Below are 24,426 nucleotides of genomic sequence, written 5' to 3'. Positions count from 1 at the left end.
AAGATTAAAAATGCAGGACGCGCTGTAATTCTTTTAAACTGGTGATGCCAAGACAGAGCTTTTCTATTCCCGATTGTTGTAGCGTTAGCATCCCTTCTTCTACTGCGATATTTTCTAGCTCCAAGGTGGTCGCGCCATCAACCAGAGCTTGAGCCAGCCGACGACTAAACGGCATCACTTCATAGATACCGACGCGACCTAAATAGCCTTTATTGCAGTCATCACACCCTGCTGGATTGGCTTTATATAAGGTAGTGCCAGTCGGAATGCGCAGTTTGTCTTGCATAAAGCCGTCAATCTCATCCACTTGTTTACAGTGAGGGCAGAGCCGACGACCTAAGCGCTGAGCAATAATCAGAGTCAGTGATGAGGCTAGGTTAAAGTCTTCAATGCCCATATTGGTTAAACGGGTGATGGTTTCGGCAGCAGAATTGGTGTGCAAGGTCGATAGCACTAAGTGTCCAGTTTGCGCTGCTTTAACGGCAATAGAGGCAGTTTCCAGATCGCGGATTTCACCTACCATCACTACATCGGGGTCTTGACGTAAAAATGAGCGCAACGCTTCAGCAAACCCCAATCCTGCTTGATTGTTAATGTGAACCTGATTAATGCCGGGTAAGTTGATCTCTACCGGATCTTCTGCGGTAGAAATATTGCGCTCTTCGGTATTTAAAATGCTAAGGCCGGTATAAAGCGAAACGGTTTTGCCACTGCCCGTCGGCCCTGTCATTAAGATCATCCCTTGCGGCTGTTGCAGTGCATTAAGATAAGCGGCTTTTTGTTGTTGGTTGTAACCTAAAATATCAATGTCTAAGTTGGCACTGGAGCTATCTAAAATACGCAGTACCACTTTTTCACCCCATAAAGTGGGCAGGGTAGAAACCCGCAGATCTACGGCTAAATTGGCTGTGAGCTTGAGTTTTATGCGTCCATCTTGCGGTTGGCGTCGCTCGGCAATATTTAGGCGCGACATCACTTTGAGTCGGGTAGAAAGACGACGAGAAAGATGGGCTGGTGGTGTTGCGTGCTGGTGTAAGATGCCATCACAACGAAAGCGGATCCGATAGCTGGTCTCATATGGTTCAAAATGGATATCGGAGGCTTTTTTACGTACTGCATCGAGCAGTACTTGGTTGATATAGCGAGTAACAGGTTCGTTTTCTTGGCCTAGATCTGTGGTTTGATCCAGCTCATCATCACCAATATCGACTAAGTTATTCAGATCATCATCGCTGACATCACGACTGGCCATGTTGGTGGTTTCGCCCAACTCGCGGCCATAAATACGACGGATAGCCGATTCGAGCTGTTTGTTTTCTAGCAGTAGCGGTTCAATATTACGTCCGGTGGCAAAACGGAACTCATCTTGCCCGTCGATATTGCATGGATCGCTGACCCCTAAAAACAGTGTGTCCACATTTTGGGCGAGGGGCAGTGCGCGATGACGTAATACCAGATCGCGTTGATAGACCGCTTTACAACAAGCTTCAAAATCGTAGTCATGGACTGAAACGAGGGTGAGACCAAATATGTGGCTAAGGTGTTGGGCCAGTTCACGATCGCTAAAGATGCCCAGATGGATCAGTGCGGAGGGAACCGTGATCCCCTCCATACTGACACTGTCTTCGACTTGTTGCTGCTGCACCGAGCTGATCAGATCAGCCTGGTGCAGAATCGAGGCGAGAGTAGTGTGCATTTAATTTACAGGGCAGAAGTCAGTTGATGATCCAACATCTGTTGAACAAGTTACACCCCATGTCACCCCACTGCTTGTAATTGTTGGCTTTAATAAAACTTTGGCATCAGTTGGTAAGCTTCCTTTAGCTCCCTTAACTTGAGCTGTAATATATCCAGACTTGTATTTTGCTATTTTTTTACCTGGATTATTAGGGTCATTATCTAGCTCAGCTATTACGTCTGAAGTTATAGTAAACGAATCTCCAGAATTTTTTGTAAATTCTTGCTGTTTTGGGACTCCATTTTTACTTTCTCCGCAGTCGATTGTTGTGGATGATCCTGATGTAGACCAATTACCATTTAGTAAGCAAACGCCAACAGATGTTTTAAAGGCGCTACTTGCATTTAGCATCTCACTTGCGTGAGTTCTCGCGGTATAATTTTGGTAAGCAGGGATTGCAAATGCCGCTAAAATACCAATGATCGCTACTACAATCATCAATTCAATTAAAGTAAAACCCTTTTGTCCTTTCATCTCTCTTTTATCCTTTAAAAAAATAGCGCAATAAAAATGGGGTGAGTCAGTATCTGTGATGACCCATCTATACTTGGTGCATATTAGGATAATGGAGTTTGTCAGCGGGCAAATGGCAAACAATAGGTTGCTCGGCGCACTCGATGAAAATTTGCTTTAAGTTGCAGATGTTGCAGGAGAAATTTGGAAATGGTTCAAGGCTAATAAGATGTCATTCCGAAATTGAGGAACGAAATATCCGGAATCTCATTCAGCGTGTAGTAAAACAAAATTGATAATAACTTAGAGGGGCATAGAAATAAGAGATTCCCTATCTCACTCGTTTGCACTCGCGGTAGGGAATGACAGATAATTTCATTACCGAAACCTAAACTAAACGAGATCCCCATGTCGCTTTCAATCAACTCAACCCATTGGCTCAACGAGGCACAACATTTGCCTTCGCCATTTTATGACACGCGCCCCGATGGCACCGATATCTCCTTGCTGGTAGTTCACAACATCAGTTTACCGCCGGGTGAATTTGGTGGTCCTTATGTTGAACAACTCTTTACCGGACAACTGGATCCTGAAGCACATCCTTATTTCGCTACGATTTATAAGTTACGTGTTTCAGCTCACTGTTTCATTCGCCGTGATGGCAGTATCATTCAGTTTGTGCCGTTTAATGGCCGCGCTTGGCATGCTGGCGTTTCTCAGTTTGCTGGGCGAGATAAGTGCAATGATTTCTCAATTGGGATTGAATTGGAAGGAACGGATACCCTCCCATTTACCCAAGCTCAATACGACTCTTTGATTGAGCTGACTCGGGTAATAATGCAAACCTATCCAGCGATTGATACATCCACCATCACCGGGCATGAGTTTATAGCGCCTGGCCGTAAAACCGACCCTGGTTTGGTATTTGATTGGGTGAAATATAAGTCAGCGCTGCTGGTAAGCGATCAAGACAACGAATTGTCATAAAAATCTCATCGCGAACTCACAATGAAATGTCTTAATAAGCAAAAAGTTGGGCAAGTTTTGCATAAATTTACTACAACGAATTGGTTATACCAATGAAGCTTTTTTGAGCATTTCGTTGCTTTTCAATGTTTCAAAAAATAAATAGTAATTGTTGAAATAAGTTTTCACGAGTTGAAATAATTGTTAAATCAGTATTCATTCTATGATTTCAATCAAGTTGCGTGTGGACTTCTATAATTATTTCTGTAGAATTTGCCTTAGTCAGTAAATTGGTAATACCAATTATCCGCATTTGCAAAAGCGTCTTATGACCATTTGCGGGAACTTAAATAAGTGATAATAACGAATAATAACCAACGATGACTTATAAACGAATTCGCCAACCTAAGCTGTCTGATGCGATAGAGCAGGAGATAGAGCAACTGATTCTCGACGGTATCTTATCGCCGGGTCAACAGTTGCCGCCAGAGCGTGAGTTGGCTAAGCAATTCGAAGTTTCCCGACCATCAGTACGCGAAGCGATTCAGCGACTGGAAGCAAAACATTTACTGACTCGTCGTCAAGGTGGCGGCACTTTTGTGAGTGAGAAGTTATGGCAGAGCTTCTCTGAGCCATTATTAGATTTATTGGCATCACACCCAGAGGCTCAACTGGATTTACTTGAGTCACGCCATGCACTAGAAGGGCTTGCCGCTTACTATGCCGCTCTTCGTGGTAATGAAGAAGATTTTAACCGTATTCGCCACTGCCATCAGCGGATACAGGAAGCTCAGCAGCAAGGCGATTTACCTGCCGAAGCGAGCGCAGTGATGCAGTACCTGATAACGGTCACCGAGTCAGCCCACAATGTGGTGTTACTGCACATCATTCGTAGCCTTGCCCCATTGCTAGAGCAAAACGTATTACAAAACTTTGAGCGCCTTAATCGAGATCCAAAGATTGTCGAAAAGGTGCGAAATCATCGAGCTAACATTGTGCATGCGATCGTTTCTGGTTTGCCAGAGCAAGCAAGGGAAGCATCTCATGCACATTTAGCTTACATCGAGGAAACCTTGTTGGAGCTAACTCGACAGGAAAGCAGACGTGAACGCTCTCTTCGTCGAATCCAACAACGCAAGGAGAGGCTGGATTAATTACTTCAAGTCAGCCCGAAGTAATTAGACGGCCGCGACCATTGTTAGTTTTGTAGATTATCAACGAAAGGATAGATCGCATGTCTGAAGTCATGAAGCATGACGTGGACGCACTTGAGACTCAAGAGTGGCTAGCAGCCCTAGAGTCAGTCGTTCGTGAAGAAGGTTTAGAGCGCGCACAATACCTATTAGAGCAAGTACTAGACAAAGCTCGCCTAGACGGTGTAGATATGCCAACTGGCATCACTACTAACTACATCAACACCATTCCTGCAGATAAAGAGCCGGCGTACCCAGGTGACACGACACTTGAGCGTCGCATCCGTTCTATCATCCGTTGGAACGCAATCATGATCGTATTGCGTGCTTCGAAGAAAGATTTAGACCTTGGTGGCCACATGGCTTCTTACCAGTCTGCATCTGCTTTCTACGAAGTATGTTTTAACCATTTCTTCCGTGCTGCGAACGACGTAGACGGTGGTGACCTAGTTTACTATCAAGGCCATATCTCTCCAGGGATCTACTCTCGTGCTTTCGTTGAAGGTCGTTTAAGTGAAGAGCAACTTGATAACTTCCGTCAAGAAGTTGATGGTAAAGGTATCCCATCGTACCCACACCCTAAACTAATGCCTGAGTTCTGGCAGTTCCCAACGGTATCTATGGGCCTAGGTCCAATCTCTGCTATTTACCAAGCTCGTTTCTTGAAGTACCTAGCAGGCCGTGGTCTAAAAGATACTTCAAATCAGCGTGTTTATGCTTTCCTTGGTGATGGTGAGATGGATGAACCAGAATCACGCGGTGCGATCTCATTCGCTGCTCGTGAAAAACTGGATAACCTATGTTTCCTAATCAACTGTAACCTACAGCGTCTAGATGGCCCTGTAATGGGTAACGGTAAGATCATTCAAGAGCTTGAAGGTCTATTCAAAGGTGCTGGTTGGAACGTAGTTAAAGTTATCTGGGGTAACAACTGGGATTCTCTACTAGCAAAAGATACTTCAGGTAAGCTACTTCAGCTTATGAATGAAACTATCGACGGCGACTACCAAACATTTAAGTCTAAAGACGGTGCTTACGTTCGTGAACACTTCTTTGGTAAATACCCTGAGACTGCAGCGCTGGTTGCTGATATGACTGATGACGAAATCTTCGCTCTTAAGCGAGGTGGTCATGACTCATCTAAGCTATTTGCTGCATTTAATAACGCAAAAGAAACTCAAGGTAAGCCAACTGTAATCCTAGCTAAGACCATCAAAGGTTACGGCATGGGTGATGCAGCAGAAGGTAAGAACATTGCGCACGGTGTTAAGAAAATGGACATGACTCATGTTCAACACCTACGTGATCGTCTAGGTCTACAAGATCTTGTTTCTGATGAAGATATGAAGACTCTTCCATATCTAAAACTGGAAGAAGGTTCTGCTGAATACAACTACCTACACGCTCGTCGTGATGCACTGCACGGCTACACTCCTAAGCGTCTACGTAACTTCACTAACGAGCTAGCAATTCCAGCTCTTGATGAGTTTAAGCCGCTATTGGATGAGCAAAAGCGTGATATCTCAACAACAATGGCGTTTGTTCGTATCCTTAATATCCTTCTTAAAGATAAGGGTATTGGTAAGAACATCGTACCAATCATTGCTGATGAAGCGCGTACTTTCGGTATGGAAGGTCTATTCCGCCAAGTAGGTATCTACAATCCACATGGTCAGGAATACACTCCAGAAGACCGTGGTGTTGTGTCTTACTATAAAGAAGCAACTTCAGGTCAGGTTCTTCAGGAAGGTATCAACGAACTTGGTGCTATGTCTTCATGGGTTGCAGCAGCAACATCATACAGCACTAACGATCTTCCAATGATCCCATTCTACATCTACTACTCAATGTTCGGCTTCCAACGTGTTGGCGACATGGCGTGGATGGCGGGTGACCAACAAGCTCGTGGTTTCCTACTTGGTGCTACAGCAGGTCGTACAACGCTTAACGGTGAAGGTCTACAGCACGAAGATGGTCACAGCCATGTTCTTGCAAACACAGTTCCTAACTGTATCTCTTACGACCCAACGTTTGCTTACGAACTAGCGGTTATCATGCAAGACGGTATTCGTCGTATGTACGGTGAACAAGAGAACGTGTTCTACTACCTAACTACGATGAACGAAAACTACGCAATGCCAGCAATGCCAGAAGGCGCTGAAGAAGGCATTCGTAAGGGTATCTACAAGCTAGAATCTTACGCTGGTAACAACAAAGTTCAGCTAATGAGCTCTGGTACTATCATGAATGAAGTACGTAAAGCAGCGCAAATTCTAAGTGAAGAATATGGCGTAGCGTCTGATGTTTACTCTGTAACATCATTCAACGAACTGACTCGTGATGGTCAAAATGTTGAGCGTTTCAACATGCTTCACCCAGAAGCTGAGCAGCAAGTTCCTTACATTACTCAAGTGATGGGTACTGAACCTGCAATCGCTGCAACTGACTACATGAAGAACTACGCAGAACAGGTTCGCGCATTTATGCCAAGCGAATCTTACAAAGTTCTTGGTACTGATGGCTTCGGTCGTTCAGACAGCCGTGAGAACCTACGTCGTCACTTCGAAGTCAATGCAAGCTATGTTGTAGTAGCTGCACTAAATGAATTAGCTAAGCGTGGTGATATTGAGAAATCTGTAGTAGCTGATGCTATTAAGAAATTCGATATCGACACTGAAAAGATGAACCCGCTATACGCGTAAGAGGCAATAAAAATGGCAATCGAGATTAATGTTCCTGATATTGGTGCCGATGAGGTTGAAGTAACTGAGATCCTTGTTAGCGTTGGTGACAAGGTTGAAGAAGAGCAATCTCTAATTACTGTAGAAGGCGATAAAGCTTCTATGGAAGTACCAGCTTCTCAGGCGGGTATCGTTAAAGAAATCAAAATCGCTGAAGGCGACAAGGTTTCTACTGGTTCTCTAATCATGATCTTCGAAGCCGAGGGTGCTGCAACTGCAGCACCAGCTCCTGCGGCAGAAGCAGCTCCAGTAGCAGCTTCAGCTCCAGCAGCAGCGGCTGAGCTGAAAGAAGTTCATGTTCCAGATATCGGTGGTGATGAAGTAGAAGTTACTGAAATCATGGTATCTATCGGTGATAGCATCGAAGAAGAGCAATCTCTACTTACTGTTGAAGGCGATAAAGCATCAATGGAAGTACCGGCACCATTTGCAGGTACACTTAAAGAGATCAAAGTAGCAACTGGCGATAAAGTATCAACTGGCTCGCTAATTATGATTTTTGAAGTTGCTGGCTCTGCACCTGCGGCAGCTCCTGTTGCACAAGCTGCGACTCCTGTTGCAACGGCATCAGCAGCAAAAGAAGTGAACGTTCCAGATATCGGTGGCGACGAAGTAGAAGTTACTGAAATCATGGTTGCAGTTGGCGATACAGTAGAAGAAGAGCAGTCTCTAATTACTGTTGAAGGCGACAAAGCATCAATGGAAGTACCAGCTCCATTTGTAGGTACAGTAAAAGAGATCAAGATTGCAACAGGCGATAAAGTATCAACTGGCTCTCTAATCATGATCTTTGAAGTAGCAGGCTCTGCTCCAGTAGCAGCACCGGTTGCACAAGCTGCGGTTCCAGCACCAGCGGCTGCACCAGCTCCTGCGGCAACAAAAGCAGAAGCTCCAGCGGCAAGCAGTGAGTTTGTTGAGAACAACGAATATTCACACGCATCACCTGTAGTTCGTCGTCTTGCGCGTGAATTTGGTGTAAACCTTGCGAAAGTAAAAGGTACTGGCCGTAAGAACCGTATCCTAAAAGAAGACGTACAGAACTTTGTTAAAGATGCACTTAAGCGTCTTGAGTCTGGTGCGGCATCTGGTAAAGGTGACGGCAGCGCTCTGGGTCTACTACCTTGGCCAAAAGTTGACTTTAGCAAGTTTGGTGAAACTGAAGTTCAGCCACTATCTCGCATTAAGAAGATCTCTGGTGCTAACCTACACCGTAACTGGGTAATGATCCCGCATGTTACTCAGTGGGATAACGCAGATATCACCGCACTTGAAGCGTTCCGTAAAGAACAGAATGCGATCGAAGCGAAGAAAGATACTGGCATGAAGATCACACCACTTGTGTTCATCATGAAAGCAGCGGCAAAAGCACTAGAAGCTTTCCCTGCATTTAACTCTTCTCTATCAGAAGACGGTGAAAGCCTAATTCTGAAGAAGTACGTAAACATCGGTATTGCAGTAGATACACCAAACGGTCTTGTGGTTCCTGTATTTAAAGACGTAAACAAGAAAGGTATCTACGAGCTATCAGCAGAACTTGCTGAAGTATCGAAGAAAGCACGTGCTGGTAAGCTAACTGCTGCAGATATGCAGGGTGGCTGTTTCACCATCTCAAGCCTTGGTGGCATCGGTGGTACTGCGTTCACTCCAATCGTGAATGCACCAGAAGTAGGTATCCTTGGTGTATCTAAGTCTGAAATGAAGCCAGTATGGAACGGTAAAGAGTTTGAAGCTCGCCTACAGCTGCCACTTTCTCTATCATACGACCACCGTGTGATTGATGGTGCAGAAGGTGCACGTTTCATCACTTACCTAAACGGCTGTCTATCTGATATCCGTCGTTTAGTACTATAAGGTTTATATCCGCAACGCCATGCCTAGTTGCTTACTAGGCATGGAATTGTTGTGTAGCTCACAGGCTAAGGCATTTAACTTTTCAGTTTGTTAGTGAAAATGTAACATAGTTGTTGAATCAAAGAGAGAAAGCAACACGTTAGCCTGTTAGGGATAAAAGACTTACAAGAGGTCATGATGAGTAAAGAAATTAAAGCCCAGGTAGTGGTGTTGGGTTCAGGCCCTGCTGGTTACTCTGCGGCGTTCCGTTGCGCTGACTTAGGTCTAGACACTGTTCTTATTGAAAAATACAGCACACTAGGTGGTGTATGTCTAAACGTGGGTTGTATTCCATCTAAAGCGCTTCTTCACGTAGCTAAAGTGATTGAAGAAGCAAAAGCGATGGCTGCTCACGGTGTGGTCTTTGGTGAACCACAAACCGATATCACTAAGATCCGTCTGTGGAAAGATAAAGTTATCACTCAACTTACAGGCGGTCTTGGCGGTATGGCTAAGATGCGTAAAGTGACAGTAGTAAATGGCTACGGTAAATTCACAGGTCCTAACTCGATCCTAGTTGAAGGTGCTGACGGCGAACAAACGACTGTTAACTTTGATAACGCAATCGTTGCTGCTGGCTCTCGTCCAATTAAACTACCATTCATTCCACATGAAGACCCACGTATTTGGGATTCAACAGACGCGCTTGAACTAAAAGAAGTTCCTGAGAAGTTGTTGGTTATGGGTGGCGGTATCATCGGCCTTGAAATGGGTACGGTATACCACGCACTAGGTTCTCAGATCGACGTTGTTGAGATGTTCGATCAAGTGATTCCTGCTGCTGATAAAGATATCGTTAAGATCTTTACTAAACGTATTGAGAAGAAATTCAACTTGATGCTAGAAACTAAAGTAACCGCTGTTGAAGCGCGTGAAGATGGTATCTATGTATCAATGGAAGGCAAGAAAGCGCCTGCAGAACCAGTTCGTTATGATGCGGTTCTTGTTGCTATCGGTCGTGTACCTAACGGTAAATTACTGGATGCTGAAAAAGCGGGTATTGAAGTTGATGAGCGCGGCTTTATCCATGTTGATAAGCAGATGCGTACCAACGTACCACACATCCATGCGATTGGTGATATCGTTGGTCAACCAATGCTGGCGCACAAAGGTGTGCACGAAGGTCACGTAGCGGCAGAAGTTATCTCTGGTAAGAAGCACTACTTTGACCCTAAAGTTATTCCTTCAATTGCTTACACTGAGCCAGAAGTGGCTTGGGTTGGTAAGACTGAGAAAGAAGCGAAAGCAGAAGGTATCAACTACGAAGTCGCTACATTCCCATGGGCTGCTTCTGGTCGTGCAATCGCATCTGACTGTTCAGATGGTATGACTAAGATGATCTTCGACAAAGATACTCACCGCGTTATCGGTGGTGCTATCGTGGGTACTAACGGTGGTGAACTACTGGGCGAAATCGGTCTTGCAATCGAAATGGGTTGTGATGCAGAAGATATCGCACTAACTATTCACGCTCACCCAACGCTACATGAATCTGTAGGTTTGGCAGCTGAAGTATTTGAAGGTTCTGTTACTGACCTACCAAACGCAAAAGCGGTAAAGCGTAAATAATTACGATAAAAACTGAATAATAAAAACGCCAACTTGAGCTTCAAGTTGGCGTTTTTTCGTTATAACCAAAGAGAAAAATGTTGTTATGGGTAGCTTAGCGTCGTATCTGGAGCAAGCTCAAAGACATGTTTAATTGGCTTTAAACTTGGGTCCATAAATAACACGACCATCAGTAACTGAGTTTGATGCTTACCAATTGTTAGAGGTTGATTAAATATCCCATCATCAACTGCCTGCAGCAGCAGTTTGCTAGCTGGGTTAGGGATTAAATCTCCTGACTTATTACTCCATTCTTCATAAAAGCCAATAAATGCGCGTTGACTGGTAATTCCACCAAGATCGATTGCGGTGTTGATCTGATAACTAGTGGTGAAGTCGTAATTTTTATCGACGCTAATGTCCGACATCTTGTAAGGACTAGGATCATCGGCAAATTCACCATCGGTTAAACCATCAAGATCATTATCATCATCTGTAGGTGGATCGGTTGCTGGTGGATCATCTGCAGGTGGTGTTGCAGGAGCTGATGGTGTCGATGGCGGTGCATCATCATCACCTCCGCCACCACCACAGCCTTGAACATTGAGCATCAGCAGTGAAAGTGACAGTAGTAAAATAAGATATTTCATAAACCCTCCTGATTATTCCACTGCAAATAGGAAACTGTTAACACGCTTACCTGGGGTGAACCAATCATTATGAGTACCTTTGGTGGCGTAATCGAAGAATTTAGGATAAGCATTTAATACATCGGTTCGTTCACGAGGATGAACCCAAGTATCAGAGATGAGTAAACCCCATGGTAAGCCACTGGATGCTCGATAAGCGCTCCCTGAGGCTAAATCACTGCCATCATTTACCGTTCCCATCAAGGTTAAACTGGCACTGCCTAAGTCTGTTGGCTCATAGTCATCCAGATGAATTTCTAATGCTCGACCTGTCACTGCACCATCACCATGGTATTGGCCTTCAGCGGCAAAAATGAAAGGATCGTAAGGAGCTGGAGGGAGAGCCCATAGCTTGGTACCCGCAACGAGTGGAACCGTCACCGAGAAATTAAAGAGATCAACTTCTTGGCAATCTTCTTTGGTACGGTAATAAGGACAATCAGAGCCGATATCCAAATAGAGATCCGGTGATATCATGAGTACCGCATTAGTTTGTCCCGCCTCTAAAGGGGATGCGGTTTGCAGTTCGCCATTTTTTACAAAGACAATATTACTTTCATCAACACTTTCTCGGGCCAGTTCTGGTAGATGAATGGCAAAACCATTGCGGTAATCGGCTCCCATAGCTTTTAAAGAACCGCTAATTTGAACCTGTTTTACATCGTAATTGACCGCAGCTTTGACCACGATATTGTATTCAACGACCACATCATTGAGATCATAATCCCCTGTTTTTGGCCAACTATCTTCAAAAGCGGCAGTATAAGGGCCATAGTTATAGGTGCTAAGGTTACTGTTCTCTAAGGTAACCGGATAGTCCTCGACTTCACCATCTGAGGCGCCACCGTAGTAATCCAAATTTTGGGTGCTACTAAAACGAAAGCGAGCCCAAGTATCTCCTTCTGATATGTAATCTGGTACTGAAATATAAGCAGTGGTCATGCCCGCAGAAAGACTCGTTCCGCTAAATACTTTTTCTCCATTATCGGCAAAGTCACCATCTTTATTCCAATCGATCCAACCATTGAGATAACCTGAAGTACTGGCCGTTATGGCGATAAGAGATGTTTGTCCTTTCTCTAAAGAGGTGAAAATAATACCGTCTTCATCATCAAAACCGTCGCCATCATCACTGGCAGCAGGTGCAGTTTCAGCATCTCCAGGAACGGCTCCTAAGTAGTAGTCGGTATTGGTGAGATCGTGACGGGGGCCATTACTGGCGATGGTAGTTTTATAGGTGTTAGGGGCGTCACCAAGATCAAGCGCATCAAGTTGAGCTGCGGCAGATGCACAGCGAACCCCATCGTTTTGTCCAGAAAGAGGACCGACGGCAAATAGGGTGGCAATGGGGATAATATTGTTAGGATCGGTAATATCTATTTTGAATATATGACCGTCTTGATTACGACTCAAATAGAACATACCGTCACTTTCAAAATAGGCCGCACCAAAGGTTCCTTTGACACCGGTATTTCCTAAGCTGGTACGGACTCCCGTTGCGGGGTTGATTTGATATAGCGTACCAAATTTGCCATCAACGGCGTAAATATTGCCGTCGCTGGGATGGAACGCAAAATCGTAGATACGCATATTGGTGGTGCCACCGACTGCAGTTAAAGCCAGATAGTTAGGATCGGCACTGTCGAGGGGAACTTTGTATAGCCCCGCACCGTAGCGATAGAGATATAACGTGTTATTACTGACATCACCAACATAAAAAGATTGGGTACCAATACCAGTAACAGCAAGCTCTTGAGCATTAAAGTTTTTGTCTACTTTAACCACTTTTTTGTTGGTGGTATTAAAGGCATAAATGTAGTTGTCGGTTTCATTAAATCCAACCGCATTAAGGTTACCCGGCATTCCAACATCGGTTTGTAAGGTTTGACTGGATCCTGTAGTTAGGTTGACACCATAGACGGTGGTTGGCGTACCTTGCATAAGAAAAGCGGTACTGGGGCATGAGTCAAAAGCTTCACCATAACTGGCGTGTGCAATACTCCCTAGCCCAAATAGTAGTGCGATATGTAGTTTTGACATAAATGCATCTCCCTTTGGTTAAGGAAAATCCATCAATTTTAGTGCCAAAATTTATAGTGAAAAAAACGAGTTCTAACTGCCATGTTGCAAATTTAAGAATGCATTCTGCAAGATTGCATCGCACAATACAAAAATAGAGAGCCGAAGCTCTCTATCAGTATTTAGTTCCATCGTACAATGAGAAATATGGCTTAAAGTTTGAAGCTTCCAACCATGACTTCTAATCGGTGAGATAATTGCTGCAATTCAAGGCTCGCTTGCGCAAGATCTTCGGCCGTAGTCGCTGTACGCTGAGTGGTTTCGTTGATCACTTCGATATTGCAGTTGATGTCGTTAACCACCGTTGATTGTTCCTCTGTTGCCGTTGCAACTTGCGTATTCATATCTGCAATTAAGGTGATACGTTCGGCAATAGAAATCAACGCGCTGCTGGCTTCATCAGAGGCTGAAACCCCATTAGAACTTAACAGGCGACTTTGCTCGATAGCCGCTACGGCATTGCTGGCCTCTTGCTGTAAACGGTTGATCATAGTTTGGATTTCATCAGTTGAAGCCGCTGTTCGACTAGCAAGACTGCGCACTTCATCAGCAACAACGGCAAAACCACGACCTTGCTCACCAGCACGAGCTGCTTCAATGGCTGCGTTCAATGCCAATAAGTTCGTTTGTTCTGAAATACCACGGATCACATCCAAAATGCTGCCAATGGCTTGGGTGTTATGGGCCAAAGATTCAATTACTTCACTTACTTGGGCCACATCATGAGACAGTTGTGAAATGGTTTCTCTTGCTTGCCCAACAACCTGTTGACCACTTTGAGCTTCAGTTTCTGCTAGGTGAGTGGCGTCAGCGGCTTGAGCAGCATTACCTGCAATTTCATTGACGGTTGCCCCCATCTCATTAATCGCGGTTACCACTTGAATGGTGCGATCGCGTTGGCTTTGGCTGTTATCTAAGGTCGTTTGTGCTTGTTCCGCTACCGATTGAGAGGCGTGACGTAGGGCATTTCCTGTTTCCGCAACTTCTTTTACCGAGTTATGGATTTTGCTAATAAAACCATTAAAGCCTTGGGACAGTTGGGCAATTTCATCGTTACCTTGAATGTCTAGACGGTGACGTAGATCGCCTTCACCTTCTCCAAGATCTTTAAACATTTCGGCTAAACGAGCGATTGGACGGGTAATGGAGCTCGCAAGCCAAATCGCTAACGCAGTAAAGCCAAGCGCAATGATGGCAGTCCAGATTAAAATTTGATTACGGGCATGGTTGAGGCTCGCAAACGCTTCATTTTTAGGTAATTGGGCGATGACATACCAATTCATCGTTGGGATATAACTTGAAGCAACAAGATTTTCTTGGCCTGCAAGATCAAGATCAAGATCCACGATTTCGATTTTGCCTCGTTTTAACAGTTGGTTTGCCACCTTGCTACCGTATAAATCGGTTAAGCTTGCTTTTCCCATCAACTGGTTATCATTATGAATTCGCACAATACCTTTATCATCAACCAGATAAACAAAGCCAGTTTGCTCAAGTTTAAATTGATTAATAAATTGCACCATTTCATCTAACGATTTAGACAAGCCCGCTAGCCCTTTACCATTGAGTTGTTGGTAATTAACAAACAGTTTTACATCACCATTGGCTTCACGAAAGACATTGAGCATCTTAGCGTTGCCACTGCGGACAAAGTTGTAGAACCAGCTATCTTGTTGGTGGTTAAGCTGGCGTAAAAAACCGTCTTGGTTCCAGTAGTTTCCCGTATTTCGATCCGCAATAGAGGCATCAAATAGATGATATTGCTGCTTGATCTCGTTAAGTAAGGTAACGAGCTGGGTGTTATCTTGAGGCAGCGTTGCGGTGAGTGAATCAATCACTAACGGGTTGGTTGCCAGTTGTTGTGCCGCTGCTTGCAACAAGGAAACTTCTTTATCGATTTGGTTGCGAATCTGCAGCAAAGTCGCAGGAATTTCCGATTCAAGTAAGCGAGTTTCAATGACTTTTCGTGCTTGCTGTTGGCTTAAAATACCAACAAGAGCAGTAGAAAATAGTACCGCACTGATCATGGCGAGGATCAGCTTTTTCTTAATACTTAAGTGATTTAAATTCATGGCGTCATGCTTTTGCAATAAATGAGCTAAATGCGATAGAAGGTGAAATGGATAAGATTAATATCGCAAGGATGTGTAGGTTATCTGCCGTTGGTATACATTCTTGAGTGATGCTCGTCACAAAATAAGCGTATTTAGCCTCAGTTGAATGATTTATTGACATTTTTCTCACTGGTTTACAAAGTTGGGGCTGGTAGTAAAAAATTTATTAAAATGTGAATGTTGTAAAAATAGGGTGGATTTTAATTTTAAGTTAACAGTGGTATGGTGTAGTTACAGTTTGTTCTCTCTATCTGCTGTGAGCACCTCAATAACAAAAGGGTTTTGGTATTGAGTAGAGAGCAAAGCTTTCCAAGGATGTTTGGTTATTGCAACCGAACCGAAGAATGAGGAATTTGTCGTGCTAGATGCCTACCGTAAACACGTCGCAGAGCGTGCCGCTGAAGGGGTCGTACCTCAACCACTTAATGCAGAACTCGTGGTCGCATTAATTGAGTTATTAAAAAATCCCCCCGCAGGTGAAGAAGCGTTTTTAGTCGAGCTACTGGAAAATCGCATTCCACCGGGTGTCGATGAAGCCGCTTATGTGAAAGCTGGATTCTTAGCGGCCATTACTCAAGGTGAAGCTCAATCTCCTTTAGTCAGTAAAGAAAAAGCCGCAGAGTTATTAGGTACAATGCAGGGCGGTTATAACATTGAACCGCTTATTCGTTTACTTGACGATCCAAGTTTAGCGCCTATTGCTGCAACAGCGTTGTCGCACACCTTACTTATGTTTGATGCTTTCTATGATGTTGAAGAGAAAGCAAAAGCTGGCAATGAGTTTGCACAACAAGTTCTTCAATCATGGGCAAATGCTGATTGGTTCTTACAAAAGCCGGCGCTAGCGGAAAAGATCACCTTAACCGTATTTAAAGTCAGCGGTGAAACCAATACCGACGATCTGTCTCCGGCTCCTGATGCTTGGTCACGTCCTGATATTCCGCTTCATGCTTTAGCGATGTTAAAAAATGCCCGTGAAGGGATCGAACCGGATCAGGCAGGAACAGTAGGACCGATTGCACAAATTGAAGCGCTAAAAGCTTTAGGTCATCAACTGGTTTATGTTGGCGATGTGGTCGGTACAGGTTCATCGCGTAAATCAGCCACTAACTCAGTCTTGTGGTTTATGGGGGATGATATTCCTTATGTGCCAAATAAACGTGCAGGTGGCTATGTACTAGGTGGCAAGATTGCGCCTATCTTCTTTAATACTATGGAAGATGCAGGAGCGCTACCGATTGAAGTGGATGTCAGTCAATTAGCCATGGGCGATGTGATTGATGTCTACCCATTTAAAGGTGAAGTGCGTCGTCATGATAGTGATGAGTTGGTCGCCACCTTTAAGTTAAAAACTGATGTCTTAATTGATGAGGTTCGTGCTGGTGGTCGTATTCCATTGATCATTGGCCGTGGACTAACTGATCGTGCCCGCCAATCTTTGGGTCTACCTGCATCGGATGTGTTCCGTCGTCCAGCGCCTGTTGCCGATTCTGGTAAAGGTTATACATTAGCTCAGAAAATGGTAGGTAAGGCCTGTGGTGTCGAAGGGATTCGTCCGGGAACCTATTGTGAGCCTAAGATGACAACGGTTGGTTCGCAAGATACTACCGGACCTATGACCCGAGACGAGCTGAAAGATCTTGCCTGTTTAGGCTTTTCAGCCGACTTGACCATGCAGTCTTTCTGTCACACTTCGGCTTATCCAAAACCCATTGATGTTAATACTCACCATACGCTGCCTGATTTCATTATGAATCGAGGTGGGGTGTCATTACGTCCGGGTGATGGCGTGATCCACTCTTGGCTTAACCGTATGTTGCTTCCTGATACAGTCGGTACCGGAGGTGATTCTCATACCCGCTTCCCGCTTGGCATTTCTTTCCCAGCCGGATCGGGCTTAGTGGCTTTCGCCGCTGCAACGGGGGTGATGCCTCTAGATATGCCAGAATCTATTTTGGTTCGCTTTAAAGGCGAGATGCAGCCGGGTATTACTCTGCGCGATTTGGTACATGCGATTCCGTATTTTGCGATTCAGCAGGGGCTCTTAACCGTTGAGAAAGCAGGTAAGATCAATGAGTTTTCTGGTCGAGTGTTAGAGATCGAAGGGGTTGAGCACCTCACGGTTGAACAAGCATTTGAACTCTCTGATGCCTCAGCTGAGCGAAGTGCCGCTGGCTGTACGGTCAAACTGTCACAACAATCGGTTAGCGAATATCTTGAATCCAATATCGTGATGCTGAAATGGATGATCTCACAGGGTTATGGCGATCGCCGTACGCTAGAGCGCCGTATTACTGCGATGCAAGAGTGGTTGGATAATCCAAGCTTAATGACCGCCGATTCGGATGCAGAGTATGCGCATATTATTGAAATAGATCTTGCTGAGATCAAAGAACCTATTTTGTGTGCACCAAACGATCCCGATGATGCGCGTCTGCTATCAGAAGTACAAGGTACGGAAATTGATGAAGTCTTTATCGGTTCCTGTATGACCAATATTGGCCACTTCCGCGCAGCAGGTAAACTGTTAGAAAAATTTGGTGGACAGCTCAATACTCGAATGTGGGTTGCACCGCCAACTAAGATGGATAAAGACCAACTAACCGAAGAGGGTTACTACGGTATTTTCGGTCGTGCTGGAGTTCGTATTGAAACGCCGGGATGTTCACTTTGTATGGGTAACCAAGCCCGTGTAGCTGATAATGCCACTGTGATGTCAACTTCGACGCGTAACTTCCCTAACCGTTTAGGTACGGGAGCCAATGTGTATCTTTCATCGGCAGAGTTAGCCGCTGTGGGCGCCGTATTAGGTCATATTCCAACAGTTGAAGAGTATCTTGAGTTTGCTAAGCAGATTGATGCGACGGCGGCAGATACTTATCGTTATCTGAATTTCCACCGTATGGAACAGTACACGAAACCTGCGGCAGAAGTGATTATGGTTCAACCAGCCTAACTTAAGGTTTGAGTTCCAATTAATTGTTTCAGTCTCACGATAAAAAAACGCCTTGGTTTTCATTTAAACCAAGGCGTTTGTATTATCTGTTTAGCTGTTACTTTTTGTTATTAGCGACTCAAGCGATACATAGCAGCCACATTACGAGCCGTTAATTCCACATTAAATGCCGCATCCCGTAGAGCTTCAGCCAAAGTTACAGAGCGAGGAACAACACTAAATACAGCATCAATACCGTGTTCATGGACCACATCGCAATCGTTAGATAGACAGCCTGAAATACCAATCACCGATTTATTGAAGCGCTTTGCTGTACGTGCAACGCCAATCGGGGTTTTTCCGTGAATAGTTTGACTGTCGATACGACCTTCACCTGTGATCACTAAATCAGCATCTTGAACAACGTCAGCAAGATTAACCGCATCCATCACAATTTCAATCCCAGGTCGTAAGCGAGCTTGCAGTAGACCCAGTAGCGCTGCGCCTAAACCACCAGCGGCACCTGCGCCGGCCATCTCTTTTACATCGGCACCTAATTGAGTTTTGATAAGTTCTGCATAATGGGCTAGGTTGGCATCAAGTTGAGCGACCATCTCAGGTGTTGCGCCTTTTTGTGGGCCAAAGACTTGCGATGCACCTTTTTCACCACACAGAGGGTTATCCACATCACACGCAACTTCTAATTCAACTTGCGCTAAACGAGGATCAAGGCCAGACATATCAATAGTAGCAAGACGAGCCAGAGCACCACCGCCATAACCAATCTCTTTACCTTGGCTATCAAGCATACGGATACCAAGCGCTTGCGCCATACCGATACCACCATCATTGGTTGCGCTGCCACCGATACCAACGATGATATGTTTTGCTCCTTGGTTAAGGGCGGCAAGAATCAATTCGCCAGTACCAAATGTTGTGGTTTGCAGTGGGTTACGTTGCTCGGGAGCGACTAAGTGCAACCCGGATGCCGCCGCCATCTCAATTACAGCGGTATGACCGTCTCCCATAAGACCGTAAAATCCATCGACTTGTTCGCCTAGAGGTCCAGTTACACGGGCGGTAATAATTTCGCCACCTGTAGCATCAACCAAGGATTGCACCGTACCTTCGCCACCATCGGCCATTGGTAGCTTAATGTATTCGGCTTCTGGTAATACTTTGCGAAAACCCGCTTCAATCGCACAAGCCACTTCCATTGCTGTTAGGCTTTCTTTATAAGAATCTGGAGCAATAACAATTTTCATCATGAGCCTCTTAAACAAATAGACCGAATACACCGAAGATTAAGGTTGAAACGACAGCAATCATTAAGCCAACTGCCGATTCGTAAGGGATTAATTTCAAACGCTCTTTCATATCCATGTGGACAGAACCACCTGTTGCATGGAAGAAACTACCGTGTGGCATGTGGTCAAAGACCGTTGCACCGGCATGAATCATCGCAGCACCAGCAAGGGCAGGAACGCCTAAATCTAAAATCGTTTGGCTAAAGACGCTTGATGCCACTGCGGTACCAGCCGTTGTTGAAGCGGTTGCTAGCGACATCATGGCACCAGAAACTGGCGCTAATAAATAAGATGGCAAACCTGAGGCCGTCAGAACTTCAATTAAGCCATTTTTTAGACCTGAGTTAGCAATAATACCTGCTAGTGTACCTGTACCGAGTAACATCACGGCCACAGGTGCCATGCGGGTTAATCCTGATACCGCAAAGTGGTTGGTATCACGGTGGCGTTTCATGGCAATCGCACCTAATAGACCACCTAGAGGCAGTGCAATTAATGGGTCGATATTAATACCAGCAATAGGACGAAGGGATAACAGAGCAATAGCCACTAATGGGGCAACAATCGCGGCTTTAAAGCTCGGTAAGCGACTCATATCAACTGCTACTACTTCGTGTTCTTGAACTTTACTGCCTTTGTTCACCAGTTTTTTGGCAATAAAGTAAGCTAAAATCATACCGCACAAGCCTGGGATAACACCTGCTGCCATCACGGAAGTTAGGGGAACGTTAAAGGCATCAGCTGCCGCAATGGAGTTTGGGTTTGGTGACATCACATTACCGGCTTTACCGCCACCCACCATCGCAAGCAAGATTGCCATTTTTGAAATATCGGCACGACGTGCAATAGCCAGAGCAATAGGTGCAACGGTAATAACGGCAACATCAACAAATACACCAACAGCCGTTAGAATCATGGTTGCAAGAGCCAGAGCTAATAGAGCGCGAGTCTCACCCACTTTTTTGACAATGGTTTCGGCTATTGAGGTAGCAGCGCCAGATTCAATCAATACGCCTGCCAGCACACCGGCGGCAAGGATTCGCAATACCGCAGTGACAATACCTTGTGCGCCACCAATCATTAGGGACACGGTATCGGTTAACGAAACGCCACCAATAACGCCACCTACTAGGGCACCAATAATCATGCCGTAAGCAGGTGGAACTTTTCGTAATATCAGAGTGATAGCTACAATTAATGCGGCGATTGCGCCTAATGTGGATACTTCTACCATTGTCCTTTCCAGTCAGAGGTGATTCAGTGGCTGCGACTGTACTTGGCATCGATAAATTAAGCTTTAGGCGAAACAACAAAAATAACCCAGAGAAAGCAGCTGTTTTTGTGCATATGCACAGTTTGTGGTTTTTATGCTTGTGACAAAGTTGCTAAATAGAGTCGGGTTTTATCTGCTATGTTGTTGAAATTTAACTTAGTTTCTTGTTCTATTTTTTCAAGACGATAACGAAGAGTATTACGGTGAATATGTAGCGTTTGGCAGGTTTGAGCTAAATCACAATTTTGATCAAAATATACCTTGAGAGTTTTGAGTAGAGTCCCTCGAAGGTCATGTTGCGCTAATAACTCCAGTGGAGCGCTTAACTGTTGGTAGCGCCAAGTATCGTCTTTTAACCCACTGAGTAACACTGGCAGAATGTTGTCTTGGTAAAAGAGCACTTGGTTACTGTTATGGGAAAAGTCAGCTGTTTCCATGGTTGCTTTGGCTGTCATAAAGGATTTCGCAAGCCCATTAAGTCCTGCAAAATAATCACCGAGGGCTATTCGAATAGTAAAATTGCCTTCTTTGGCGATACGACGGATCAGCTTATCAACTCGTTTTTGTTCGAGATCCCGCGACCAACCTTTGTGATCACTATCGAGTTTGATTGGCTTTAGCACAACGACTTCATTTCGAGACACTGAGGCTATCCCCACCAGGTTATCACGTTCTGGATATTCAAGAAGATGAACCAGATGTTGCAGGTGTTCAAGGGAGAGCTGTTTCCCCGCTTGCGGAACCACTTTCACAAGAGCTGCAATTCGTGGCTGGTTTAAATCCAGTTCAAGGCGTTCGGCGATAGTGAGCAATTGTTCTTCATTAAGTTCTGTTTGCTGAATCAGCTGTAAGACTAATTCTTCGCGATGACGTTTATTCCATTGGATTTGTGACATCAATGCCGCTTGTTCGACAATCAACTCGGCGGTCATTTTAACCAGTTCACCGTAGTTACGTACGTCATCGGGTTGACCTGAAATGCCGACTACGCCAATGACATGTTGCTTAAATAAGATGGGAAGATTGATCCCCGGTTTGACCCCTTTGAGTTGTATTGCTGTGGGAGCATCAATTTCAACCACACGATTATCATTCAGTGCTAGAATTGCGCCTTCATGTCGTTGCGCGAGACGAGATGGGTCACCTGAGCCTATAATTCGTCCGTGCTCGTCCATTACATTGACGGAATGGTGAATGATTTTCATCGTACGTTCGACAATTTGTCGTGCAATCGTGGCATTTAGTTGCATGGCACAAGATCCTGCTGGTTGAGGTAGGGCATAAAGATAATACAAGAGGATAGCTATGGATTACGACTTTAAAAAAAATACCTTGGATGGTAGCTATCACGCCGTGTTCTCAATGGGACACGAAGTACTTGGACGTTGGTTAAGTGAAGAGATTGAAAAAGATTGCGATAAAATCGATGAAATTGTCGCCCAGATCCATCAGTTAAAAAATACCACGGCAGAGTGGCGTCTAGTTGGCGATGAGTTAACCTTAAGTTTGCAAGATAATGAAGCCTTGGTTCAGGCAAATTACCTCTTCTCAGAAGATGACACTGAGCTTGAAGAGGATATGAATTTTTATGATGAAGAGAATATTTCTGTCTGTGGCTTTGAAGATTTAGAGCAAGTGCTATTGGCATGGCAGGCGTTTGTGAAGCGTTTTTAATATCATCTTATAACGTTAATATTGCGTTATTTTAGGGAAAAGGGTGCACTGTAATGGTGCACCCTTTTTCGTTTAAGGGCTCTGTTTTTTCTAACGTAATGAAATATATAAATAAAAAAACTTGGCATAGTCATTGTTTGTTAAATAACTGTAAACAACAAAAACAGTCAAGGAGCGAGCAATGAAAATCATCAACGCAATCATTAAGCCATTTAAGTTAGATGATGTTCGTGAAGCATTATCGGATGTCGGAGTTGAAGGCATGACGGTGACTGAAGTAAAAGGATTTGGTCGTCAAAAAGGGCACACCGAACTTTATCGTGGGGCGGAATATCAAGTGGATTTTCTACCCAAAGTAAAACTAGAAATAGCCACCCAAGCAGATAATTTAGACGCCATTGTTGAAGCTATTGCTAAAGCGGCTCAAACGGGAAAAATCGGTGACGGTAAGATCTTTGTCTATGACCTTGAACATGCCGTACGTATTCGAACCGGTGAAATTGATATGGAAGCGCTATAAGCCGTTACGGATTTGGCTCAGCTCAATGTAACCTTGGAATTAACCGTTAATAGGGAATGTATTATGGAATTATCACTGACAGTAACCGAACTACGTTATGCATTAGATACGTTTTTCTTTTTGATGTCCGGTGCCTTAGTGATGTGGATGGCGGCAGGATTTGCCATGTTAGAGGCGGGACTGGTTCGCTCAAAAAACACCACAGAAATCTTAACGAAAAATATCTGTTTGTATGCCATTGCTTGTACCGCTTTTTTGGTCGTCGGCTACAACATTATGTACGTCAATAATAGCGAAGGGGGCTTTTTCCCATCGATTGGTACGCTAATCGGTTCGCAATCTCCTGATGCTGATCACTCGCTAGAATCTGACTTCTTCTTCCAAGTTGTGTTTGTTGCAACCGCGATGTCGGTGGTTTCTGGCGCAGTAGCTGAACGTATGAAGTTATGGTCGTTTTTAATTTTCTCTGTGGTGATGACTGCCTTTATTTACCCGGTAGAAGGGTATTGGACATGGGGCGGTGGGTTTTTATCTGAATCTGGATTTAGTGACTTTGCCGGCTCTGGCATTGTGCATATGGCTGGTGCTTCTGCAGCTTTAGCAGGGGTATTATTGCTAGGATCTCGTAAAGGTAAATACGGTAAAAATGGTGAAATCTATCCAATTCCCGGTTCGAATATGCCATTAGCAACCTTGGGTACCTTTATTCTGTGGTTTGGTTGGTTTGGCTTTAATGGTGGTTCTCAACTGATGATTTCCGACTTTGAAAATGCAACGGCGGTCGGGAAAATTTTCTTAAATACAAATGCAGCTGCAGCAGCTGGTGCAATAGCAGCACTATTAGTATGTAAAACTACTTGGGGAAAAGCAGATCTAACCATGATTTTAAATGGGGCACTGGCAGGTTTGGTTGCTATTACCGCCGACCCGCTTTCTCCATCGCCGTTAGTTGCCGTGGCCATAGGTGTAGCAGCAGGAGCTTTAGTGGTCTTTAGTATCGTGGCTCTTGATAAAGTTAAAGTAGATGATCCTGTTGGTGCTATTTCAGTACATGGTGTATGTGGTCTGTTTGGTCTGTTAGTTGTGCCATTTAGTAATGGTGATGCCAGCTTTATGACTCAGCTATTTGGTGCTGCTGTTATCTTTGGTTGGGTATTTGGAATGAGCTTTGCTGTATGGGGCATTTTAAAACTGACTTTAGGTATTCGAGTTTCAGAAGATGAAGAGCTTGAAGGTATGGATGTTCATGATTGTGGTATCGACGCTTATCCGGAGTTTGTGAGCGTTAAATAGTATAAACAATAAG

General features: G+C 44.5%; 17 protein-coding genes. 9 read left to right on the top strand and 8 right to left on the bottom strand.

Features of this window, described 5'->3' with window-relative positions; all coding sequences use genetic code 11:
* Positions 1-4: 4 nt before the first annotated feature.
* The gene (pilB, locus tag CTN07_RS06270; protein ID WP_005297602.1) at positions 5-1,696 is read right to left on the bottom strand and encodes a type IV-A pilus assembly ATPase PilB; all 1,692 of its coding nucleotides are present in this window, start codon (positions 1,694-1,696) and stop codon (positions 5-7) included.
* Positions 1,697-2,212 (bottom strand): pilin, encoded by a 516-nt coding sequence (locus CTN07_RS06265; protein WP_005297604.1) that lies wholly within the window; start codon positions 2,210-2,212, stop codon positions 1,697-1,699. It lies immediately after the preceding gene.
* Between the two features lie 387 nt (positions 2,213-2,599).
* Here CTN07_RS06265 and ampD point away from each other — a divergent pair, with 387 nt between their 5' ends.
* The 5 genes from ampD (at position 2,600) to lpdA (ending at position 10,550) form a co-directional block, all read left to right on the top strand.
* Positions 2,600-3,178 (top strand): 1,6-anhydro-N-acetylmuramyl-L-alanine amidase AmpD, encoded by a 579-nt coding sequence (gene ampD / locus CTN07_RS06260; RefSeq protein WP_005297607.1) that lies wholly within the window; start codon positions 2,600-2,602, stop codon positions 3,176-3,178.
* Positions 3,179-3,537: 359 nt separating this feature from the next.
* Complete coding sequence (gene pdhR, locus CTN07_RS06255) at positions 3,538-4,311, top strand: pyruvate dehydrogenase complex transcriptional repressor PdhR (protein ID WP_005297609.1); 774 nt, start codon at positions 3,538-3,540, stop codon at positions 4,309-4,311.
* An 80-nt stretch (positions 4,312-4,391) separates the two neighbouring features.
* Entirely contained in the window at positions 4,392-7,052 is a 2,661-nt protein-coding gene (gene aceE, locus CTN07_RS06250; protein WP_005297613.1) for a pyruvate dehydrogenase (acetyl-transferring), homodimeric type, read from the top strand.
* A 12-nt stretch (positions 7,053-7,064) separates the two neighbouring features.
* Positions 7,065-8,942, top strand: a complete 1,878-nt coding sequence (aceF, locus tag CTN07_RS06245; protein ID WP_005297615.1) for a pyruvate dehydrogenase complex dihydrolipoyllysine-residue acetyltransferase — start codon at positions 7,065-7,067, stop codon at positions 8,940-8,942.
* 177 nt (positions 8,943-9,119) lie between these two features.
* The gene (lpdA, locus tag CTN07_RS06240; protein ID WP_005297617.1) at positions 9,120-10,550 is read left to right on the top strand and encodes a dihydrolipoyl dehydrogenase; all 1,431 of its coding nucleotides are present in this window, start codon (positions 9,120-9,122) and stop codon (positions 10,548-10,550) included.
* Positions 10,551-10,633: 83 nt separating this feature from the next.
* On the opposite strand, the gene CTN07_RS06235 is transcribed toward lpdA, so the two are convergent.
* The 3 genes from CTN07_RS06235 to CTN07_RS06225 form a co-directional block, all read right to left on the bottom strand.
* Complete coding sequence (locus tag CTN07_RS06235; protein ID WP_036763203.1) at positions 10,634-11,179, bottom strand: hypothetical protein; 546 nt, start codon at positions 11,177-11,179, stop codon at positions 10,634-10,636.
* 12 nt (positions 11,180-11,191) lie between these two features.
* Entirely contained in the window at positions 11,192-13,258 is a 2,067-nt protein-coding gene (locus tag CTN07_RS06230) for an LruC domain-containing protein (RefSeq protein WP_005297619.1), read from the bottom strand.
* 191 nt (positions 13,259-13,449) lie between these two features.
* A complete protein-coding gene (locus CTN07_RS06225) occupies positions 13,450-15,369 on the bottom strand; it encodes a methyl-accepting chemotaxis protein (RefSeq protein ID WP_005297620.1) in 1,920 nt (639 codons plus the stop codon).
* Between the two features lie 400 nt (positions 15,370-15,769).
* Here CTN07_RS06225 and acnB point away from each other — a divergent pair, with 400 nt between their 5' ends.
* Complete coding sequence (acnB, locus tag CTN07_RS06220) at positions 15,770-18,367, top strand: bifunctional aconitate hydratase 2/2-methylisocitrate dehydratase (protein WP_005297623.1); 2,598 nt, start codon at positions 15,770-15,772, stop codon at positions 18,365-18,367.
* Positions 18,368-18,477: 110 nt separating this feature from the next.
* Here the strand turns inward: acnB and CTN07_RS06215 are convergent, their stop codons facing one another.
* The 3 genes from CTN07_RS06215 to CTN07_RS06205 all read right to left on the bottom strand — a co-directional run bounded on the left by CTN07_RS06215 (position 18,478) and on the right by CTN07_RS06205 (position 22,176).
* Positions 18,478-19,611, bottom strand: coding sequence for a glycerate kinase (locus CTN07_RS06215; protein ID WP_005297625.1), 1,134 nt, complete (start codon positions 19,609-19,611; stop codon positions 18,478-18,480).
* A 10-nt stretch (positions 19,612-19,621) separates the two neighbouring features.
* The gene (locus tag CTN07_RS06210) at positions 19,622-20,887 is read right to left on the bottom strand and encodes a GntP family permease (RefSeq protein WP_036763204.1); all 1,266 of its coding nucleotides are present in this window, start codon (positions 20,885-20,887) and stop codon (positions 19,622-19,624) included.
* 131 nt (positions 20,888-21,018) lie between these two features.
* On the bottom strand, positions 21,019-22,176 hold the full coding sequence (locus tag CTN07_RS06205; RefSeq protein WP_005297629.1) for a sugar diacid recognition domain-containing protein: 1,158 nt from the start codon (positions 22,174-22,176) through the stop codon (positions 21,019-21,021).
* Positions 22,177-22,231: 55 nt separating this feature from the next.
* On the opposite strand from CTN07_RS06205, the gene CTN07_RS06200 reads away from it, so the two are divergent.
* The 3 genes from CTN07_RS06200 (at position 22,232) to CTN07_RS06190 (ending at position 24,413) form a co-directional block, all read left to right on the top strand.
* Positions 22,232-22,600, top strand: coding sequence for a YacL family protein (locus CTN07_RS06200; protein WP_036763210.1), 369 nt, complete (start codon positions 22,232-22,234; stop codon positions 22,598-22,600).
* A gap of 181 nt (positions 22,601-22,781) precedes the next feature.
* Positions 22,782-23,120, top strand: coding sequence for a P-II family nitrogen regulator (locus CTN07_RS06195; RefSeq protein WP_005297633.1), 339 nt, complete (start codon positions 22,782-22,784; stop codon positions 23,118-23,120).
* A gap of 63 nt (positions 23,121-23,183) precedes the next feature.
* Positions 23,184-24,413: an ammonium transporter gene (locus tag CTN07_RS06190; protein ID WP_005297635.1), complete on the top strand. Its 1,230-nt coding sequence runs from the start codon at positions 23,184-23,186 to the stop codon at positions 24,411-24,413.
* The last annotated feature ends 13 nt before the right edge of the window (positions 24,414-24,426 follow it).

Source organism: Photobacterium damselae (genome assembly GCF_003026815.1).
Taxonomy (GTDB): Bacteria; Pseudomonadota; Gammaproteobacteria; order Enterobacterales; family Vibrionaceae; genus Photobacterium; species Photobacterium damselae.
This window is presented reverse-complemented; position numbering and strand designations above follow the sequence as displayed.

Bases quoted from the DNA above. Each gene is read 5' to 3' on its own strand.
- aceF (WP_005297615.1), top strand. From the start codon at position 7,065: ATGGCAATCGAGATTAATGTTCCTGATATTGGTGCCGATGAGGTTGAA.
- ampD (WP_005297607.1), top strand. From the start codon at position 2,600: ATGTCGCTTTCAATCAACTCAACCCATTGGCTCAACGAGGCACAACAT.
- CTN07_RS06205 (WP_005297629.1), bottom strand. From the start codon at position 22,176: ATGCAACTAAATGCCACGATTGCACGACAAATTGTCGAACGTACGATG.
- CTN07_RS06215 (WP_005297625.1), bottom strand. From the start codon at position 19,611: ATGAAAATTGTTATTGCTCCAGATTCTTATAAAGAAAGCCTAACAGCA.
- pilB (WP_005297602.1), bottom strand. From the start codon at position 1,696: ATGCACACTACTCTCGCCTCGATTCTGCACCAGGCTGATCTGATCAGC.
- pdhR (WP_005297609.1), top strand. From the start codon at position 3,538: ATGACTTATAAACGAATTCGCCAACCTAAGCTGTCTGATGCGATAGAG.
- CTN07_RS06210 (WP_036763204.1), bottom strand. From the start codon at position 20,887: ATGGTAGAAGTATCCACATTAGGCGCAATCGCCGCATTAATTGTAGCT.
- CTN07_RS06230 (WP_005297619.1), bottom strand. From the start codon at position 13,258: ATGTCAAAACTACATATCGCACTACTATTTGGGCTAGGGAGTATTGCA.
- CTN07_RS06200 (WP_036763210.1), top strand. From the start codon at position 22,232: ATGGATTACGACTTTAAAAAAAATACCTTGGATGGTAGCTATCACGCC.
- CTN07_RS06265 (WP_005297604.1), bottom strand. From the start codon at position 2,212: ATGAAAGGACAAAAGGGTTTTACTTTAATTGAATTGATGATTGTAGTA.
- CTN07_RS06190 (WP_005297635.1), top strand. From the start codon at position 23,184: ATGGAATTATCACTGACAGTAACCGAACTACGTTATGCATTAGATACG.
- CTN07_RS06235 (WP_036763203.1), bottom strand. From the start codon at position 11,179: ATGAAATATCTTATTTTACTACTGTCACTTTCACTGCTGATGCTCAAT.
- aceE (WP_005297613.1), top strand. From the start codon at position 4,392: ATGTCTGAAGTCATGAAGCATGACGTGGACGCACTTGAGACTCAAGAG.
- CTN07_RS06225 (WP_005297620.1), bottom strand. From the start codon at position 15,369: ATGAATTTAAATCACTTAAGTATTAAGAAAAAGCTGATCCTCGCCATG.
- lpdA (WP_005297617.1), top strand. From the start codon at position 9,120: ATGAGTAAAGAAATTAAAGCCCAGGTAGTGGTGTTGGGTTCAGGCCCT.
- CTN07_RS06195 (WP_005297633.1), top strand. From the start codon at position 22,782: ATGAAAATCATCAACGCAATCATTAAGCCATTTAAGTTAGATGATGTT.